Origin of the sequence: Streptomyces atratus (genome assembly GCF_014648655.1) — a bacterium.
GTDB lineage: Bacteria > Actinomycetota > Actinomycetes > Streptomycetales > Streptomycetaceae > Streptomyces > Streptomyces atratus.
Genome location: NZ_BMRN01000026.1, coordinates 64,639 through 82,513 on the forward strand (window position 1 = coordinate 64,639; position 17,875 = coordinate 82,513).

The 17,875-nt window shown below is 70.3% G+C and carries 13 protein-coding genes, 4 tRNA genes and 1 other RNA gene; 9 read left to right on the forward strand and 9 right to left on the reverse strand.

Annotation, left to right across the window (positions count from 1 at the left end):
* Positions 1-488: 488 nt before the first annotated feature.
* Genes purL through purS form a run of 3 tightly spaced genes read right to left on the reverse strand, consistent with a single transcriptional unit; the run spans position 489 to position 3,672 of the window.
* On the reverse strand, positions 489-2,738 hold the full coding sequence (purL, locus tag IEZ15_RS30105) for a phosphoribosylformylglycinamidine synthase subunit PurL (RefSeq protein ID WP_189280197.1): 2,250 nt from the start codon (positions 2,736-2,738) through the stop codon (positions 489-491).
* Positions 2,735-3,415, reverse strand: coding sequence for a phosphoribosylformylglycinamidine synthase subunit PurQ (gene purQ / locus IEZ15_RS30110; RefSeq protein ID WP_189280198.1), 681 nt, complete (start codon positions 3,413-3,415; stop codon positions 2,735-2,737). Before purQ ends, purL begins: the two co-directional genes overlap by 4 nt.
* Positions 3,412-3,672, reverse strand: coding sequence for a phosphoribosylformylglycinamidine synthase subunit PurS (gene purS, locus IEZ15_RS30115; RefSeq protein ID WP_176729353.1), 261 nt, complete (start codon positions 3,670-3,672; stop codon positions 3,412-3,414). Before purS ends, purQ begins: the two co-directional genes overlap by 4 nt.
* Before the next feature lie 383 nt (positions 3,673-4,055).
* Between purS and IEZ15_RS30120 the strand changes: the two genes are divergently transcribed.
* The 8 genes from IEZ15_RS30120 to IEZ15_RS30155 all read left to right on the forward strand — a co-directional run bounded on the left by IEZ15_RS30120 (position 4,056) and on the right by IEZ15_RS30155 (position 8,856).
* Entirely contained in the window at positions 4,056-4,391 is a 336-nt protein-coding gene (locus IEZ15_RS30120; RefSeq protein ID WP_176740026.1) for a histone-like nucleoid-structuring protein Lsr2, read from the forward strand.
* A gap of 185 nt (positions 4,392-4,576) precedes the next feature.
* Positions 4,577-4,648, forward strand: a tRNA-Gly gene (locus tag IEZ15_RS30125).
* A 98-nt stretch (positions 4,649-4,746) separates the two neighbouring features.
* Positions 4,747-4,819 (forward strand) — tRNA-Gly (locus IEZ15_RS30130).
* 154 nt (positions 4,820-4,973) lie between these two features.
* The gene (locus IEZ15_RS30135) at positions 4,974-6,014 is read left to right on the forward strand and encodes an ABC transporter ATP-binding protein (RefSeq protein ID WP_189280199.1); all 1,041 of its coding nucleotides are present in this window, start codon (positions 4,974-4,976) and stop codon (positions 6,012-6,014) included.
* The gene (locus IEZ15_RS30140) at positions 6,011-6,829 is read left to right on the forward strand and encodes an ABC transporter permease (protein ID WP_189280200.1); all 819 of its coding nucleotides are present in this window, start codon (positions 6,011-6,013) and stop codon (positions 6,827-6,829) included. The genes IEZ15_RS30135 and IEZ15_RS30140 overlap by 4 nt, the downstream gene beginning before the upstream one ends.
* 19 nt (positions 6,830-6,848) lie before the next feature.
* On the forward strand, positions 6,849-8,153 hold the full coding sequence (locus tag IEZ15_RS30145; RefSeq protein WP_229846188.1) for a sensor histidine kinase: 1,305 nt from the start codon (positions 6,849-6,851) through the stop codon (positions 8,151-8,153).
* A complete protein-coding gene (locus IEZ15_RS30150) occupies positions 8,150-8,761 on the forward strand; it encodes a response regulator transcription factor (RefSeq protein ID WP_114245663.1) in 612 nt (203 codons plus the stop codon). Before IEZ15_RS30145 ends, IEZ15_RS30150 begins: the two co-directional genes overlap by 4 nt.
* Before the next feature lie 22 nt (positions 8,762-8,783).
* A tRNA-Gly gene (locus IEZ15_RS30155) sits at positions 8,784-8,856 on the forward strand.
* 60 nt (positions 8,857-8,916) lie between these two features.
* Here IEZ15_RS30155 and IEZ15_RS30160 read toward each other — a convergent pair.
* The 6 genes from IEZ15_RS30160 to ffs all read right to left on the reverse strand — a co-directional run bounded on the left by IEZ15_RS30160 (position 8,917) and on the right by ffs (position 17,562).
* Positions 8,917-9,831, reverse strand: a complete 915-nt coding sequence (locus IEZ15_RS30160; RefSeq protein ID WP_189280201.1) for a phosphoribosylaminoimidazolesuccinocarboxamide synthase — start codon at positions 9,829-9,831, stop codon at positions 8,917-8,919.
* Between the two features lie 111 nt (positions 9,832-9,942).
* On the reverse strand, positions 9,943-11,406 hold the full coding sequence (locus IEZ15_RS30165; protein WP_189280202.1) for a N,N-dimethylformamidase beta subunit family domain-containing protein: 1,464 nt from the start codon (positions 11,404-11,406) through the stop codon (positions 9,943-9,945).
* A gap of 312 nt (positions 11,407-11,718) precedes the next feature.
* Positions 11,719-13,485: a M48 family metalloprotease gene (locus IEZ15_RS30170; protein WP_189280203.1), complete on the reverse strand. Its 1,767-nt coding sequence runs from the start codon at positions 13,483-13,485 to the stop codon at positions 11,719-11,721.
* Between the two features lie 397 nt (positions 13,486-13,882).
* Complete coding sequence (gene purD / locus IEZ15_RS30175) at positions 13,883-15,133, reverse strand: phosphoribosylamine--glycine ligase (RefSeq protein WP_189280204.1); 1,251 nt, start codon at positions 15,131-15,133, stop codon at positions 13,883-13,885.
* Positions 15,134-15,226: 93 nt separating this feature from the next.
* Entirely contained in the window at positions 15,227-17,395 is a 2,169-nt protein-coding gene (locus tag IEZ15_RS30180) for a DNA polymerase III subunit gamma and tau (protein ID WP_189280205.1), read from the reverse strand.
* Positions 17,396-17,465: 70 nt separating this feature from the next.
* An RNA gene (ffs, locus tag IEZ15_RS30185) (signal recognition particle sRNA small type) lies at positions 17,466-17,562 on the reverse strand.
* A gap of 131 nt (positions 17,563-17,693) precedes the next feature.
* Between ffs and IEZ15_RS30190 the strand changes: the two genes are divergently transcribed.
* Positions 17,694-17,781 (forward strand) — tRNA-Ser (locus IEZ15_RS30190).
* Positions 17,782-17,875 lie beyond the last annotated feature (94 nt).

A 17,875-nucleotide genomic window follows, 5' to 3' on the forward strand; every position in this document is an offset into this window, starting at 1 on the left:
TCGTCGGCGTCCGTGCCGATCGTCCGCGATCTCGATCCGGCGCACGACGCCGACGAGATCCCCCGGCCGATCGCCGCCTGTCAGCTCGCCGCGACAGCGGCACTGCCGCTGCACGGGAACCTCTGCGACGCACTCGGCACCAAGAAGGTCTTCATCGGGGCCGTAGCCACCTTCCTGAGCGATTCGGCGCTGTGCGGACTTGCCGGGTCCATGGGCGAGTTGATCGCCGCCCGCACCGGTGGCGGCCCCGGTCCGAGTCCTGCCCGTACCACCGAAGGTGAATGCCCGGCGATTCACCGGAACACCGCTGCACCACCGGCTGAACAGAATTCCGCAGGCTGTCCACATCCGCACCCCGATAGTCCATCAGCAGGAAATGCACATGCGGCTCGGCGGAATTCCCGGAGTTCCGGGTCCGCCGAACTTGACGGAACGAGAACGGCCCCGCCCATGAACCGGGCGGGGCCGTCCTCGAACAGGATCAGGCGTCAGGCGAGCAGACCCGGAATGGTCTCCTCGTGCGCCGTGCGCAGCTCGCTCAGCGGAATGCTGAACTCGCCCTGGATCTCGATCTCCTCACCGTCCACGACACCGATACGGGTGACGGGCAGACCCCGCGCCCCGCACATGTCGTTGAACCGGAGCTCCTCGCTGCGCGGAACCGAGACGACCGCGCGCCCCGCCGACTCGGAGAAGAGGAAGGTGAATGCGTCCAGACCGTCCGGCACGACCAGCCGGGCACCCTTCCCGCCACGAAGGCAGGACTCGGTGACGGCCTGGATCAGACCGCCGTCGGAGAGGTCGTGCGCCGCGTCGATCATGCCGTCGCGGGAGGCCGAGATCAGGATCTCGCCGAGCAGCTTCTCGCGGCCCAGGTCGACCTCGGGCGGCATGCCACCCAGGTGGCCGTGGACGACCTCGGACCAGGCCGAGCCACCGAACTCCTCACGCGTGTCGCCCAGCAGGTAGAGGAGCTGGCCCTCTTCCGCGAAGGCGACCGGCGTACGCCGGGTGACATCGTCGATCACACCGAGCACGGCCACGACCGGCGTCGGGTGGATCGCCGTCTCACCGGTCTGGTTGTACAGCGACACATTGCCGCCGGTGACCGGAGTGCCCAGCTCCAGGCAGCCGTCCGCGAGACCACGGGTGGCCTCGGCGAACTGCCACATGACGTCCGGGTCCTCGGGCGAACCGAAGTTCAGGCAGTCCGAGATCGCGAGCGGCTTGGCGCCGGAGGCGGCGACATTGCGGTACGACTCCGCCAGCGCCAGCTGCGCACCGGTGTACGGGTCGAGCTTGGCGTACCGGCCGTTGCCGTCGGTCGCCATGGCCACGCCCAGGTTCGACTTCTCGTCGATCCGGACCATGCCGGCGTCCTCGGGCATCGCGAGCACGGTGTTGCCCTGCACGAACCGGTCGTACTGGTCCGTGATCCAGGACTTCGACGCCTGGTTCGGCGAAGCGACCAGCTTGAGGACCTGCTCGCGCAACTCGGCGCCGTTCGCCGGACGGGCCAGCTTGCCCGCGTCGTCGGCCTGCAGCGCGTCCTGCCAGGACGGACGGGCGAACGGGCGGTGGTACGTCGGGCCCTCGTGGGCGACGGACCGCGGCGGCACGTCCACGATCTGCTCGCCGTGCCAGAAGATCTCCAGCTGCGAGCCCTCGGTCACCTCACCGATGACGGTGGCGATGACGTCCCACTTCTCGCAGATCTCCATGAAACGCTCGACGTGCTGCGGCTCGACGATCGCGCACATGCGCTCCTGCGACTCGCTCATGAGGATTTCCTCGGGCGAGAGGGAGGAGTCGCGCAGCGGCACGGTGTCCAGCTCGACGCGCATACCGCCGGAGCCTGCGGAGGCCAGCTCCGAGGTGGCGCAGGAAAGGCCCGCACCGCCGAGGTCCTGGATACCGGCGACGAGCTTCTCGCCGAAGATCTCCAGGGTGCACTCGATGAGGAGCTTCTCCTGGAACGGGTCGCCGACCTGGACGGCCGGACGCTTCGCCGGGCCGGTCGACTCGAAGGTCTCCGAAGCCAGCACCGAGACGCCGCCGATGCCGTCTCCGCCGGTGCGGGCGCCGTACAGGATCACCTTGTTGCCGGGGCCGGAGGCCTTGGCCAGGTGGATGTCCTCGTGCTTCATCACGCCGATGCAGCCGGCGTTGACGAGCGGGTTGCCCTGGTAGCAGGCGTCGAAGACGACCTCGCCGCCGATGTTCGGCAGACCCAGGCAGTTGCCGTAGCCGCCGATGCCCGCGACGACGCCGGGCAGGACCCGCTTGGTGTCGGGGTGGTCGGCCGCGCCGAACCGCAGGGGGTCGACGACCGCGACGGGGCGGGCACCCATGGCGAGGATGTCGCGGACGATGCCGCCGACGCCGGTGGCCGCGCCCTGGTAGGGCTCGATGTACGAGGGGTGGTTGTGCGACTCGACCTTGAAGGTGACCGCGTAACCCTGACCGACGTCGACCACACCGGCGTTCTCGCCGATGCCGACGAGCATCGCGTCGTTGACGGGGACCTTCTCGCCGAACTGCTTGAGGTGAACCTTGCTGCTCTTGTACGAGCAGTGCTCGGACCACATCACGGAGTACATGGCGAGCTCGGCGCCGGTGGGACGGCGGCCCAGGATCTCGCGGATCCGGGCGTACTCGTCCTCCTTGAGGCCGAGCTCCTTCCAGGGCTGCGCGACGTCCGGGGTCTCGGCCGCGTGCTTGACCGTATCCAGGCTCATGCGTTGACCAGCTTCTTGATGATCGAGGTGAAGAAACCGAGGCCGTCGGTACGACCGGTTCCGATCAGCGGCTCGACGGCGTGCTCCGGGTGCGGCATCAGACCGACGACATTGCCTGCGGCGTTGGTGATGCCGGCGATGTCGCGCAGCGAACCGTTGGGGTTCACGTCCAGGTAGCGGAAGGTGACGCGACCCTCCGCCTCCAGCTCGTCGAGGACGCGCTCGTCGGCGACGTAACGCCCGTCCATGTTCTTGAGCGGTACCGAGATCTCCTGGCCCGTGGAGTAGTCCGAGGTCCAGGCGGTCTCCGCGTTCTCGACGCGCAGCTTCTGGTCGCGGCAGATGAAGTGCAGGTGGTTGTTCTGCAGCATCGCGCCGGGCAGCAGATGCGCCTCGGTCAGGATCTGGAAGCCGTTGCAGATACCGAGGACCGGCATCCCGGCCCGCGCGTTCTCGATGATCGTCTCCATGACCGGCGAGAAGCGGGAGATGGCTCCGGCCCGCAGGTAGTCGCCGTAGGAGAAGCCGCCCGCCAGGATGACCGCGTCGACCTGGTGCAGGTCCTTGTCGCGGTGCCACAGCGACACGGGTTCGGCGCCCGCGACCCGTACGGCCCTCAGGCTGTCCTTGTCGTCGAGCGTGCCGGGAAAGGTGACGACTCCGATACGAGCAGTCACTTCGACTCCTCGGCCTTCTCCACCTTCACGGTGAAGTCCTCGATGACGGTGTTGGCGAGGAACGTCTCGGCCATCTCGTGAATACGGCTGAGGGCGGCGTCGTCGACCGGCCCCTCGACCTCGAGCTCGAAACGCTTTCCCTGACGTACGTCCGCGATTCCCTCGAAGCCGAGACGGGGCAGTGCGCGCTGCACCGCCTGTCCCTGCGGGTCGAGGATCTCGGGCTTGAGCATGACGTCGACTACGACGCGTGCCACTGGCACTCCCGGTGGTGGTGTGGTGCGGCTGTTTCTCCGGGGGGTTCCCCAGACCCCCGCAGGTCCCCTCAGCCTACCTGGCCAGAAATTCTACGCGGGTAGATATCGAGCGCCCCTGATCACGCCCATATATCGGCCGTGACAACACATGGGGAAAGTCCTGCAAAAAAAATCCTCACCGGCAGCACACATAGAAGGCTGACACGCGGAGGTAATTGGTTGGGCTTCACAATGCGGCACCTACCGCTGTACAAATGATTACCGGGGAATGCAGCATTGCCCCTAAACAGTCGACACCGGTCGACTCGCATCCGCCTAACAGCCGGAAGGCCGGCATCAGCGCATGTCAGACGCGCCGACGCCGTAGGAAAGGACCGACATCCGTGGCTCAGCGCGTAGTGGTCACGCTCTTCGACGACATCGACGGGGGAGCAGCGGCGGAAACGGTTACCTTCGCCCTGGACGGGAAGTCGTACGAGATCGACCTCAATCCGTCCAATGCAAAGAAACTGCGCAAGGTTCTGGCGCCGTACATGGCGGCCGGTCGAAAGCAGACAAATGCCGGTAAGCGCGGCAAGACCCCTGCGTCGTACCGGCACACCTCACTCGCACCCGACCCGGCGGCCGTGCGCGCCTGGGCCCGCTCCCACCGGATGGAGGTGCCGGCCCGCGGCCGGATCCCCAAGAAGGTCTACGAGGCGTTCCGCGAAGCCAGTTGAGAACCCGGCCCGCGGCCGGATCGCCCGGACCGGCCGCCGGGGCCGGCCGGTGAACGCCCGTCGGCGCTCCGGCGCACCTCTCGGCGACACCCCGTGGCCACCGACTTGCGCTACACCCCTGCAGGTCGGCTAAAGTCTGGAGCACGCCGAAGGGCAAGGCCGCAAAGCCGAACCTCACGCAGCGTGCGGGTGTAGTTCAGTAGCAGAACATCCCCCTTCCAGGGGGAAGGCGCAGTGTGCAATTCCTGTCACCCGCTCTGCATCACTCTTACCGACCACTCCGGTGAATCGGGTAGAGTAGTGCTCGCACCGCCCGATGGATCTCCTCAAGGGGAGTACAATGAGCGGCAGCAATGCGGACGTGGCTCAGTTGGTAGAGCATCACCTTGCCAAGGTGAGGGTCGCGAGTTCGAATCTCGTCGTCCGCTCTTGATCGGTTTGTTCGAAGGCCCTGGTCGATATCGACCAGGGCCTTCGCCGTATTCCCGTCCGCGCTCCTGGCCTCGTGCCCATGACGTTTGTCATGAGCAGTGGTGACAGCCCGCACTGCCCGCGGCGCCGATCCGGCGGAAATCTGTAGGCATGACCAGCGACGACATTCCCCGCGACCGCGCGGGCGGCACCGTGGCGTACATCACAGACGAACCCGCGACCGGTTTCACGACGGACGCCGTGACCGTTTCGGCGACAGACTCCGTGATCGATCCCGTGATCGAGGCGAGCGGTGTGCGGCGGCGCTACGCCGGCGGCTTCGAAGCCGTGGCCGGTGTCTCCTTCTCGGTGGCGCGCGGCGAGCTCTTCGCCCTGCTCGGTACGAACGGCGCCGGGAAGACCTCCACCGTCGAGCTGCTGGAGGGCCTGGCCGGGCCCGACGCCGGCACGGTGCGGGTGCTCGGCCACGACCCGTTCCGCGAGCGCGCCGCCGTCCGGCCGCGGATCGGGGTGATGCTCCAGGAGGGCGGCTTCCCGTCCGAGCTGACGGTCACCGAGACGGTACGGATGTGGGCGGGCTGCACCAGCGGCGCGCGCCCGACCGGTGAGGCACTGGAGCTGGTCGGACTCGGCCATCGGGCGCGGGTGCGGGTCAAACAGCTCTCCGGCGGCGAGCGGCGCCGTCTCGACCTGGCGCTGGCCCTGCTCGGCCGGCCCGAGGTGCTTTTCCTGGACGAGCCGACCACCGGGCTCGACGCCGAAGGGCGGCGGGACACCTGGGAGTTGGTGCGCGAGCTGCGGGACGGCGGCACCACCGTGCTGCTCACCACGCACTATCTGGAGGAGGCCGAGACGCTCGCCGACCGGCTGGCGATCATGCACCGGGGGCGGATAGTGACGGCGGGCACCACCACCGAAGTGACGGCCGCCCGCCCCGCCCGCATCCGGTTCGAGCTGCCGCAGACGGTGCCGCCGGCCCGGCTTCCGCTGGGGCTGCGGGCCGCCGCCGAGGGCCACCGGATCGAGATCCGTACCCACCGCTTGCAGGAGTCCCTGGACGAACTGCTGACCTGGGCGCGGGAGTCGGACGTCCGGCTGCTCGGCCTCGATGCCCGCTCGGCCTCGCTCGAAGAGGCGTTTCTCGATATCGCGCAGAGCGCGTCGGAGTCCGAAAGGGTGGCTGCGCGATGACGATCACGACGACCGGTACGACCAGCACGACCGGCGCGAGCACGGCGACCGGCACAACGCTCCGGGGCCGGCTGACCGCCCTCGGGCGCGCCGAAGTCACCCTGCTCGCGCGCAACCGTACGGCGGTGTTCGTCGCGCTGCTGATGCCCGCCGCCATGGTCCTGGCGATGAAGTCGACGCTGAAGCAGTCCGTTCTCGACGGGACCGGCCTGTCCGTCGCCGCGGCGGCGCTCACCGGCGGCATCGGCATCGTGCTGATCCAGGCCGTCTACATGAACCTGGTCTCGTCCTACGTGGCGCGGCGCGAGGACCTCGTCCTGAAGCGGCTGCGTACCGGCGAGGTCACCGACCGGGAGATTCTCATCGGGACCGCCCTGCCGTCGGTCGCGCTGGCTCTGGCCCAGACCGTGGTGATCGTGGTGGCGGGGACGGCCTTCTTCGGCCTCGCCACGCCGCAGCGGCCCGAACTGCTCCTTGCGGGCCTGCTGCTGGGCGTGGTGCTGCTGGCGGCACTGGCCGCGGCCACCTCCGCGGTGACCCGCACCGTACAGACGTCGCAGCTCACCACCCTCCCGCTGTTCTTCATCTCGATGATGGGCTCGGGGCTCTTCGTACCGCTGGAGATCATGCCCGGCCCGATGGCGTCCGTGTGCGAGCTGCTGCCGGTGACCGGGGTGATGACGCTCGTGCGGACGGGCTGGCTGGGCGGGGCCGAGGGCTCCGACCTGCTCGTGGCCGCTCTGACGGGGCTGGCCTGGACCGCGTTCGCCGTGTTTGCTGTGCAACGGCGGTTCCGCTGGGATCCGCGACGCTGAGGAGGGACGTGCCGTGTCGGTGCTCGTGCGGGGCTGGCGCCGCAGCTGGCAGCAGCGCAGCAAGCTGGAGCGGATCGATCTGTACTCGCGGCTGACCCTCTCGGCGATGCCCTGGCTCTTCACCCTGTCGTGGCAGCTGGCCCCCTTCAAGTCGGACATCCGCCATGCGCCGCTGCCGATCGCCCTGGGCGTGGCACTGCTGCTCGTGAGCCTTGTGCAGTGCCTGCTGAGCAACCGCAACGTCCAGTTGTCGTACGCGCACTACCTCGGCACTGCCGTCTTTCCCCGTCGGCGGCAGCTGCCGCCACTGGTGCTGCTGCTGGTGAGCCTGGGGCTGCTGGCGACGATGGCCGGGGTGAACGGGGTCGACGACGACGGGCTGCTCATCATGACCATGAACGCTCCGGTGGCGTTCGCGATCACGCAGACCCTGCTGACCCCGGTCCGCACCTTCCTGATCCAGGCGCTCGCCGTCACCGCGCTGAACGTCGGCGTCCTCGCCGCGGTCGGGGTGCGGGGCGGGACACTGGCCGGGGTGGTGCCGAGCACGCTCTTCGGCTGCCTGCTCACACTGATCGCCGTACGGCCCAGCGCCTGGAGCCTGGGCGTGATGTGGCAGGCCGAGGAGGCCCGGGATCTTCAGGCCCGGCTCGCGGTCGCCGAGGAACGGCTCCGGTTCGGGCGGGACTTGCACGACGTACTTGGCCGCAATCTCGCCGTGATCGCGCTGAAGAGCGAACTGGCCGTGGAGCTGGCACAGCGCGGCAGGCCGGAGGCGGTGGACCAGATGGTCGAGGTGCAGCGGATAGCCCGCACCTCGCAGCAGGAGGTGCGCGATGTCGTACGGGGATACCGGGAGGCCGATCTGAGTACGGAACTGGCCGGCGCCCAAGGGGTGTTGAGTGCGGCCGGGATCGAGTGCGAGGTGACGGGCGACACCGGCGACCGGCTGCCCGCGCCCGTGCAGTCGGCGCTCGGCTGGGTCGTGCGGGAGGCGGCGACCAATGTGCTGCGGCACGGCGACCCGCGCCACTGCACGATCCGGTTCAGAGCCTCGGCGGACGCGGCCGTGCTGCTGGTGGAGAACGACGGGGCGGCGGCCGCCGCGGGACCGGACGGGAACTCCGGGCCGGGCGGCTCCGGGCTGGCCGGGCTGCGGGAGCGACTGCGCGTGGTCGACGGTGCGCTGGACGCGGGCCCGGCGGAGAACGGCCTGTTCCGGCTCACGGCGACGATCCCGCTCGGGCCGGCGGCGTCGCCGGCCCGTCTTGAGAAGCCACCTGCCGCCCGGGAGGCACCCGTCCTTCAGGAGGAACGCCGATGACGACCGTACGGGTGCTGCTCGCCGACGACGAGCATCTGATCCGGGGCGCGCTGGCCGCGCTGCTCGCCCTGGAGGACGACCTCGTAGTGGTCGCGGAGGCGGCGACCGGTCGGGAGGCACTGGCCATGGCGCGGGCCCACCGCCCCGATGTGGCGGTCCTCGATCTGGAGATGCCGGGTGCCGACGGTGTGAACGTCGCCACATCCCTGCGGACCGAACTGCCCGGCTGCCGGACGATGATCGTGACGAGTCACGGCCGGCCGGGACATCTGAAGCGGGCACTCGCGGCAGGCGTGCGGGCCTTCGTACCGAAGACCGTCAGCGCCCGGCAGCTGGCCGGGATCATCCGTACCGTGCACGCCGGCAACCGTTACGTGGACCCGGAGTTGGCGGCCGATGCGATCTCCGCCGGGGACTCGCCGCTGACCACGCGCGAGGCCGAGGTGCTGGAGCTGGCGGCCGACGGGGCGCCGGTCGCGGAGATCGCGGAGCGGGCGTCGCTGTCACAGGGAACCGTACGGAACTACCTCTCGGCGGCCGCCTCGAAGCTCGGGGCGGAGAACCGTCATGCGGCGGTGCGTCTCGCACGTGAGCGCGGATGGGTATAGTGGTCTTCGCGCTTCGGCGCTTGCGGACGTAGCTCAGTTGGTAGAGCGCAACCTTGCCAAGGTTGAGGTCGCCAGTTCGAACCTGGTCGTCCGCTCGGTTCGGCAAGAAGCCCCCGGCCTTTCGGCCGGGGGCTTCTTCGTGTTCCGGGAGCTGCCTACTTCCAGGGCGTGCCGGTGAGGAGTTCGTACGCCTCCAGGTACTTCGCCCGGGTCGCGTCCACGATCTCCTGGGGCAGCGCCGGGGGCGGCTGCTCGCTCTTGCGGTCCCAGCCGGAGGCCGGCGAGGTCAGCCAGTCGCGCACGAACTGCTTGTCGTAACTGGGCTGGGCCCTGCCCGGCTCCCAGCTGGCCGCGGGCCAGAAGCGGGAGGAGTCCGGGGTCAGCACCTCGTCCGCGATGATCAGCTCCTCGCCGCCGTCGGCCGTGGGAGCGAAACCGAACTCGAACTTCGTGTCGGCGAGGATGATCCCGCGTACGCGCGCGATGTCACGGGCCCTGCTGTACACGTCCAATGTGGAGCGGCGCAGCTGGGCGGCGGTCTCCGCGCCGACCTGGCGGGCCACCTCCTCGTAGCTCACGTTCTCGTCGTGGTCGCCGACGGCCGCCTTGGTGGCGGGGGTGAAGATCGGTGCCGGGAGCTCGGAGCCGTCGACGAGGCCCTCGGGCAGCGCGAGGCCGCAGACCGTGCGGGACTCCTTGTACTCGGCGAGGCCCGAGCCGGTGAGGTAACCGCGGGCGACGCACTCGACCGGGACCATCCGCAGCGACTTGCAGATCAGCGTCCGGCCGGCCCAGTCCGCAGGGGCGCCGGCGGGGAGCTCCGTGGACAGGACGTGGTTCGGTACGAGATCGGCGAGCTGGTCGAACCACCACAGCGAGAGCCGGGTGAGCACGCGGCCCTTGTCGGGGATCTCGGTGGGCAGGACCCAGTCGTACGCGGACATACGGTCACTGGCGACCATGACGAGGTCGCCCGCCTCGTTCCGGTACAGGTCGCGCACCTTGCCGGTGTGGAGGTGGGTGAGCCCCGGGACCTGCACTGGTTCGGGCTTTTCTACAAATCCGGACACGCTGCCTCCGCGTAGGTTGATCCAGGAGTCGTACCGATTCTCCCGTATCGGGGTGCGGTGGGGCGGAGCGGGGGCGTCCGTGGCGCCGAGTGCCGTGGCCCCGAAGGCGTTTCAGGCGCGTTTGCAGATGCGGTCGAGGAGATTGGCGGTGGCCCGCTGGATGCGGGGGTCCACATGGCCGGGGCGGTCCAGCGCCGGAGACCAGGCGAAGGTGCCGGAGGCGAAGACGAGTGCGCCGGACGGGGCCCGGTACAGGGAGGTCTCCTGGTGGCGCTTGACTCCTTCGCTGTCCTGGTACGGGGAGTGGGCGAGCAGGATGCGGCTCTCGTGCTCGGGAAGTGCGGTGCGCGGGAAGTAGCGGTCGGCCTCGCCCGCGACCAGGCCGTCGATCTCGTCGCCCTCGCAGGCACCCGTCGAGTCCCACAGCCAGTGCTCGGCGTTCCGTACGACCAGGGGGTGCGGATCGGGGACCCGGCCCGCGTACTGGATGCCGAGAAGCTGCTGCTCGGGACGGTCGATCTCGCGCCAGAGCGCGGGCTTGCCCGGGCCTCGGCGCTTGCGGCAGGTGAGCAGCCGGTCCGGGACGCCGGACGGCGACGGGGAGAGGCTGACCTGCCAGTACATGGTGTTGGCGGAGAGGAAGACGAGCGAGGTGCCGTCGTCGCGGGCGAGTTCGGCGGTACGGCGCATGGGCACCGACCAGTACTCGTCGTGGCCGGGGAAGACCAGGCCCCGGTAGCGGCCCGGGTCGATCCGGCCCGCGTGCAGATCGCGTGTGTCGGCGTACGCGATGTCGTAGCCGTACCGCTCGGCCCAGCGGATGAAGTCGTAGGCATGACCGACGTGGAGCGGCAGACCGGCGCCCGCGTACGGGCGGTCGAAGGAGACGGTGACCGCGGCGTCCTCCTCGCCCAGGAGGCGGCCCTGCTCGTCCCAGGCGTGGTAGAGGCTGGCGCCGGTGCGGCCGTCCTCCGGGTAGAGGTTGTACGCCTGCCAGGTGATGTCCGGCAGGACCAACAGGAGATCGGCCGGGTGGTCGTCGCGGACCGTGAACGGGATGTGGGAGCGGTATCCGTCGACCGTGGTGAGCACGGCGACGTATGCGCCGATCGACCAGTAGGTGGGGATCTGCAGCCGCCAGGACTGCCACCAGTGGTGACAGGAGACCGTGCGGTCGGCGGTGAGCGGGGCCGGCTGGACGATGCCGGAGAGCCGGGGACTCGTGGTGATCTTGGCGGCGCCGTCGCCCCCGTAGTGACCGATGCGGTAGATGTCCACGGAGAACTGCTGGGGCGGGTCCACGGTGATGTGGAAGTCGATCGCCTCTCCGGGGGCCGCGGCGCCCGTGGAGGTGAAGCCCTTGATCTGGCGGTGCACATCGTCGGCCGTACGAGTACCGCCGTCGGTGGAGCTGCGCGCCAGGGTGGGGTCCACGTACCAGGGGACGACATGTCCGGTGTCGTCGAAGTAGTTCTCACTGCCGCGCAGCCAGGGCAGCGGGCCCTGTCCGAAGGGGTCGGAGACGGCGTGCGCGAGGGCACCCGACTCCCATCGACGAATCTGCTCCGCCCCCATACCGCTTCCCTCCCTCTGGTCCCCCGAGTCAACGGTGAGACAAAGTTGATCGTCACCGGTGATCAACGGCGATCTGCACCAGCCGTGCGCCATCGGTGCGCCAACAGTGATGCGACGACTGTCAGCGTCGATCCCCAGCACATCACATAACGCATGCACTCCGTCACTGTTCGTCGCTAATTGACGTGAACGGAACGCTTCCTTCCGGGTATTGGAGGTGCGGTGCTCCCGGCGGCGTTATCTCTGAGCAGGGTGGGGATGCTGTGGTTCAGCTCTGTGGTCGAGGCCGTCGAGGCCGTCGAGGCCCATGGTTCAGACAAGACGGACGGGTTTGTCGGTGCGCACGCCGACCGAGGCGAGCCAGGAACGCAGCGGCCCCGCGTCCCCGTCCTCGACCAGGCTGAGGACGGGACTGCCCAGATCCGCCCGGCGCTCGCCGCCGACCAACAGCGCGGGACCGTCGAGCCAGTCGAGTCCGGGCGCCGCACCCGCCGTGTCGACGGCGGCGCAACAGACCATCGCCGCGACATGGTCGGCGAGCAGTTCCGTACCCGTACGGGGTGGCTGGAGCGGGAAGAGCGGAAGGGGGCCGGGGCCCCAGAAGTCCAGGACGTCCGCGCCCGAGTGAGCGGCGCTCCGGGCGCCCACCGGGACCGATGTGCCGCCGGCCAGGGGTTGTTGGGCCGCCGCCTCCTCACGGGCCACCGCGGCGCTGATCCTGGCCGCGAGCTCCTCGCCGCTCCCGCACCGGCCTGCCAGATGCTCGACGACACGGGCCAGCGTGGGCACGGTGGCGTCGATGGGAAATACCGCACAGTCGGGATCGTCCGAGGTGCCGCCGTCGAGCGACGCGGGCGCCGCACCCATCGAGTCGAGGACACGGTGCAGCCGTGCGGCCTCGGTGCGCCACTTCCGGTCGACCACCTCTTCCGGATACTGCTGCCAGTCGACCGGCGACCAGTCGGGACCGGTCTGTGCCGGGCCGCCGTGGAAGAGCCGTGCCGCCAGCAGCGATGCCGCCTCGTCGGCCGCGCCCGGCTCCTCCAGGAGGTCACAGGCAGGGCGCTCACCGAGCCGCGAGGCGAATCCGTCGGCAAGCCGGTCGCGACGGGAGAGCTCGGTGAGGGCGGACACGACACCCGCGTCCAGTCGGGACGGCCAGCGGCCCATCTGCCAGGCGGGCAGCGCAACGCGGGTGAGCAGCCGGTCCCAGCCCGCGTAGGCCAGGCCGACCTGCTCCTGGGCAACGATCCGCAGCCCGTAATCCACACCCTGTGCACGAACCGACGCGGCAGCGGCGACGCCCCGCTCCATCTCCGTGGCATGGGTGCGACAGCTGCGCAGCAGGAACAGCGCGACCCAGCCGACGAAGGCCCGCGGCACTCTGCGCACCCCGGACAGCGGCCCGGAAACGGGCGCGGCCGCGTCGGCAACCGCGCCGTCCAGCCCTCGTACGAAACGACGCGCCGCGGCTATGTCGGGATGCGCGGAGGGGCCTGTGCCCGCGACGACCGGGGCGAGCACCGCCCGTAGCTCCGCGACCCGCATCCACCACAGGAACGGCGAACCGATGACCAGCACGGGCGCCGCCTGGACCCTACGGCGGGCCCGGACCGGGGAACGCCTTCCCGGATCCGCTCCGGGGTCTGCTGCGGGCCGCGCCGAGGGGTGTGTGCGGTCCTCCAGCCAGCTGTCGCAGTCGGGCGTGAGCGCTATCGCCGAGGGCGCGGGAACCCCGAGCCGGTCGGCGAGGTCCCTGACCAGGCGGTAGAGATCGGGGGCGGCGTCCTCCGGGAGCGGGACGGTCGGGCTGACCGCCGGCCTCGCCCGTACGATCGCGACCGCGACCACTGCGGCGAGCAGGAGCACGACGACCGCGCAGGCCGCCACGGCCCAGCGCGCCGTGTCCCAGCCGCTGCCGACGGCATGGCCCTGTGCGCCCGCGACGAGCAGCACCACGGCCACCGCCGCCGGCAGGACGGCTGCGGCGGTCGCTCTGCTGCGGATGCGCAGCAGAGCGAGAGCGCGGGCGCGCGCACTCTGCGCACCCAGCTCCTCACTTGTACCGGTACCGGACACGGCCGGACGTCACCCCCTCTTCCCCCGCGGCGGTGTTGTTCACTCCCCCACTGTGGCACCCGTCACTGACATCGCAATGCCAGTGGGCCAAGTGCCGGAATGCTTGCGCCGCACCCTAGTTGGGGCCTCGGCGGGCGTCATCCGGATAGCTCAGCCGTCACTCGATGGAATGGCTTTGGGTAAAGGTGCTGACGCGCCGCAGTCCTTGGGGCAGCGGCGCGTCAGTGGGTGTCGACGGGGGTTCGGAGAGTGGACTCGAGCCGCAGCCGGGGGCGGGCAGATCGGGTGACGTACCCGGCCCCGCGCCCCGGTCCGGGGCGGACCCGTACGGTCCGGGGTAACCCCCGTCCGTTCCGTTCCGTACCGGCAGTCCGTTCCGTTCCGTACCGTTCCGCTCTCAGGCCTCCGCGGCCTTCTGGGCGATGTCCGTACGGAACTGCGATCCGTCGAGCCGGATCCGGGCCACCGCCGTGTAGGCGCGCTCACGGGCGCCGGCGAGGTCCTTGCCGGTCGCGGTCACGGACAGCACCCGCCCGCCCGCGCTGACGATCTCGTCGCCGTCGCGCCTGGTCCCGGCATGCAGGACGTACGCATGCGGGGCATCCTGCGCCGCCACATCGTCGAGACCGTGGATCGGGTCACCCGTGCGCGGCGTACCCGGGTAGTTGTGCGAGGCGATGACCACGGTGACGGCGGCCTCGTCGCGCCACCTGAGCGCGGGCAGCTCGTCCAGGGTGCCGTCGGCGGAGGCCAGCAGGACACCGGCCAGCGGAGTCTTCAGACGGGCCAGGACCACCTGGGTCTCGGGGTCACCGAAACGGGCGTTGAACTCGATCACCCTGACTCCGCGCGAGGTGATCGCGAGGCCCGCGTACAGCAGCCCGGAGAACGGGGTGCCGCGGCGGCGGAGTTCGTCGACGGTCGGCTGGAGCACCGACTGCATGACCTCGTCGACCAGCTTGGGGTCGGTCCACGGGAGCGGGGAGTACGCGCCCATGCCGCCGGTGTTCGGGCCCTCGTCGTTGTCCAGGGCGCGCTTGAAGTCCTGCGCGGGCTGGAGCGGCAGCACGGTGGTGCCGTCCGTGATCGCGAAGAGGCTTACCTCGGGGCCGTCGAGAAACTCCTCGATGACCACGCGGTCGCAAGCCAGGGCATGGGTACGGGCCGCCTCGACGTCGTCGGTGACGACGACGCCCTTGCCGGCGGCGAGACCGTCGTCCTTGACGACGTACGGGGCACCGAACGCATCGAGGGCTGCGTCGATCTCGGCGGGGGTGGTGCAGACGTAGCTGCGGGCGGTCGGAACGCCTGCCCCGGCCATCACGTCCTTGGCGAACGCCTTGGAGCCCTCCAGCTGGGCCGCCTCACCGGACGGGCCGAAGCAGGGGATGCCCGCGGCGCGCACGGCGTCGGCGACGCCGGCGACGAGCGGTGCCTCCGGGCCGACGACCACCAGCTCGGCGCCCAGATCAGTGGCGAGGCGCGCGACGGCGTCGCCGTCGAGTGCGTCGACCGGGTGCAGTTCGGCCACCTCTGCGATGCCGGCGTTGCCGGGAGCGCAGTACAGAGCGGTGACGTCGGGGTCGAGGGAGAGAGAGCGGCACAGGGCATGTTCGCGGGCGCCGCCGCCGATGACGAGGACCTTCACGGTGTGCAGCCTAGCCGCCGGGGTGCGGCGGCCTTGACGGACGCCGCTCCGTGGACAGTCCGTGAGGTGTACGACGCCCCCGCCCGGCCCGCGCTACTCGTTGGTGAACTCCTCGACGACCGTGGCGCCCAGCTCGCGGACGATCAGGTCGTGCCCGGAGAGCGCCGAGTCGACGAGATCCGGGTCGTCCGCCTCCGGGGTGTCGTCCTCGGGAGCGACCGATCGCGGGGGTTCGGGCGCGGAGTACGACTGCGGTACGGGCTCCGCGGCAGGTGCGGCGCCCGTCTGCTGGTGCGGGGCGGGGGCGGGCCGGGGTTCGTAACTCTGCTGGGGCGCTGGGGCCGGACGCTGCGGCGCGGGCGCGACGGCGGAGGGGCGGCCGCCACCGGTCTGCGGGGGTGCGCCCGCACCGCCCGACGGGTCGACGATCGCCTCGATCTTCCACTGTGCGTTGAACCGCTCGGCGAGGGCCTGCTTCAGCACGTCCTCGCTGCCGCTGCTCGTGAAGTTGTCGCGCGCGCCCGCGTTCAGGAAGCCGATCTGCAGGGTGGTGCCGTCGAAGCCGGTGACCTGGGCGTTCTGGCTGAGCAGGATCCAGGTGAACCGGCGGCGGTTCTTCACGGCCTCCAGGATGTCCGGCCACATGTTCCGTACCTGGCCGGCGCCCTGTGTCATTCCCGCGCTCGGTTCGACGGCGGGCACCGGTGCCGCGGGCGCGGCCTGGGCCGGGGCGGTGGCCGGGGCTGCCTGCGGGACGGGCGACTGGCCGGGAGCGGAAGCGGTCGGCCAGCCACCGGGACGGCGGCCCGATTCCGGGGCGGCAGCTGTTGGCCAGGCGCCGGGGCGCTGGCCTCCCGCGGGAGCCGGGGCCTCGGCCGGCGGCTGCGGAGCGACGGGGGCCACGGGCTGCGCGGGTGCCGGGGGCGCTGCGACGGGTGCGTGCGGCGCCGCGGGGGCGGGTGCCTCGCCCCGTACCGCCGCACGCGCGGCAGCGGGTCCGGCGCCGGGCTGCACGGCCGGGGCGACGGGGACGGGGGCATGGGCCAGAGCCTCCGGCCCGGGTACGTACCCCATGGCGGGCCCCGTACCAGCGGTCGCGAAGGACGCACCGCGCTCCAGCCGGTCGAGCCGGGCCTGCAGCGAACGCTCGTCGTCGAAGGCCGCGGGCAGCAGCACCCGGGCACAGATCAGCTCGACCTGGAGGCGCGGCGAGGTCGCCCCGCGCATCTCCGTCAGCCCCTCGTTGACCAGGTCGGCGGCGCGGCTCAGCTCGGCGGCGCCGAAGACGGACGCCTGGGCCTGCATCCGCTCGACGACATCGGCGGGAGCATCGATCAGGCCCTTCTCCCCGGCGTCCGGCACGGCGGCGAGGATCACCAGGTCACGCAGTCGCTCCAGGAGGTCGGCGACAAAGCGGCGCGGGTCGTTGCCCCCCTCGATCACCCGGTCCACGACCTCGAAGGCCGCGGCCCCGTCGCCCGCCGCGAAGGCGTCCACGATCGAGTCGAGCAGCGAGCCGTCCGTATAACCGAGCAGGGAGGTCGCCATGGCGTATGTCACACCGTCGTCGCCCGCGCCGGCCAGCAGCTGGTCCATCACGGACATCGAGTCACGCACGGACCCGGCCCCGGCCCGCACGACCAGCGGCAGCACGCCGTCTTCGACGTAGCTGTTCTCCTTGCCGCAGACCTCGGCGAGATATTCGCGCAGCGTCCCCGGCGGCACGAGGCGGAACGGGTAGTGGTGCGTACGCGACCGGATCGTGCCGATGACCTTCTCGGGCTCGGTGGTCGCGAAGATGAACTTGAGGTGCTCCGGCGGCTCCTCGACCACCTTCAGCAGGGCGTTGAACCCCGCCGATGTGACCATGTGCGCCTCGTCGATGATGTAGATCTTGTAACGACTCGACGCGGGCCCGAAGAACGCCTTCTCCCGCAGATCACGGGCGTCGTCCACGCCACCGTGCGATGCGGCGTCGATCTCGATGACATCGATCGATCCCGGCCCGTTGCGCGCGAGGTCCCGGCAGGACTGGCACTCTCCGCAAGGCGTGGGCGTCGGCCCCTGCTCGCAGTTCAGACAGCGGGCGAGGATGCGCGCGCTGGTCGTCTTGCCGCAGCCGCGCGGACCGCTGAACAGGTACGCGTGATTGACCCGGTTGTTCCGCAGGGCCTGCTGCAGCGGGTCAGTGACATGCTCCTGCCCGATGACCTCGGCGAACGACTCGGGGCGATAGCGGCGGTACAGCGCAAGGGACGACACACATACGAGGTTATCCGGGCGGACCGACAACCGGCCCCGGACCGCCGAAGCGCCGCACACCCCCTGGAAACACAAGGGCCCCCCACGCACCCGCCAGAGCCAACCTACCCTTGCTGCCTTCCGGCCCTGGGGGAGTTCAGTCAGATAGCGCCACGTGAGGGGCTGAAGCCCACCTTAGCCGATCCCCACCCCTGCCAGTCCACTGCCCCACCTTCCGGAACCTCCCCGGACGAGCCCGAGGCGAGCCGGAGGGGAACGGGTTCGCGAGCACTCCTCAACGTCTTGTATTGTTTGCCGCGGAGGATTCGCCTAGTGGCCTAGGGCGCACGCTTGGAAAGCGTGTTGGGGGCAACCCCTCACGAGTTCGAATCTCGTATCCTCCGCCATTGCTCTCACCGGGCAATACGTCGAAGGGCCCCGCTGCTTGCAGTGGGGCCCTTCGACGTTCGTAGTCTCATCTGCAGTCTCAACGAGACTCTT

Coding starts and splice junctions, on each gene's coding strand:
- purL (WP_189280197.1), bottom strand. CDS start 2,738: ATGAGCCTGGATACGGTCAAGCACGCGGCCGAGACCCCGGACGTCGCG.
- IEZ15_RS30135 (WP_189280199.1), top strand. CDS start 4,974: ATGACCAGCGACGACATTCCCCGCGACCGCGCGGGCGGCACCGTGGCG.
- IEZ15_RS30140 (WP_189280200.1), top strand. CDS start 6,011: ATGACGATCACGACGACCGGTACGACCAGCACGACCGGCGCGAGCACG.
- IEZ15_RS30165 (WP_189280202.1), bottom strand. CDS start 11,406: ATGGGGGCGGAGCAGATTCGTCGATGGGAGTCGGGTGCCCTCGCGCAC.
- IEZ15_RS30150 (WP_114245663.1), top strand. CDS start 8,150: ATGACGACCGTACGGGTGCTGCTCGCCGACGACGAGCATCTGATCCGG.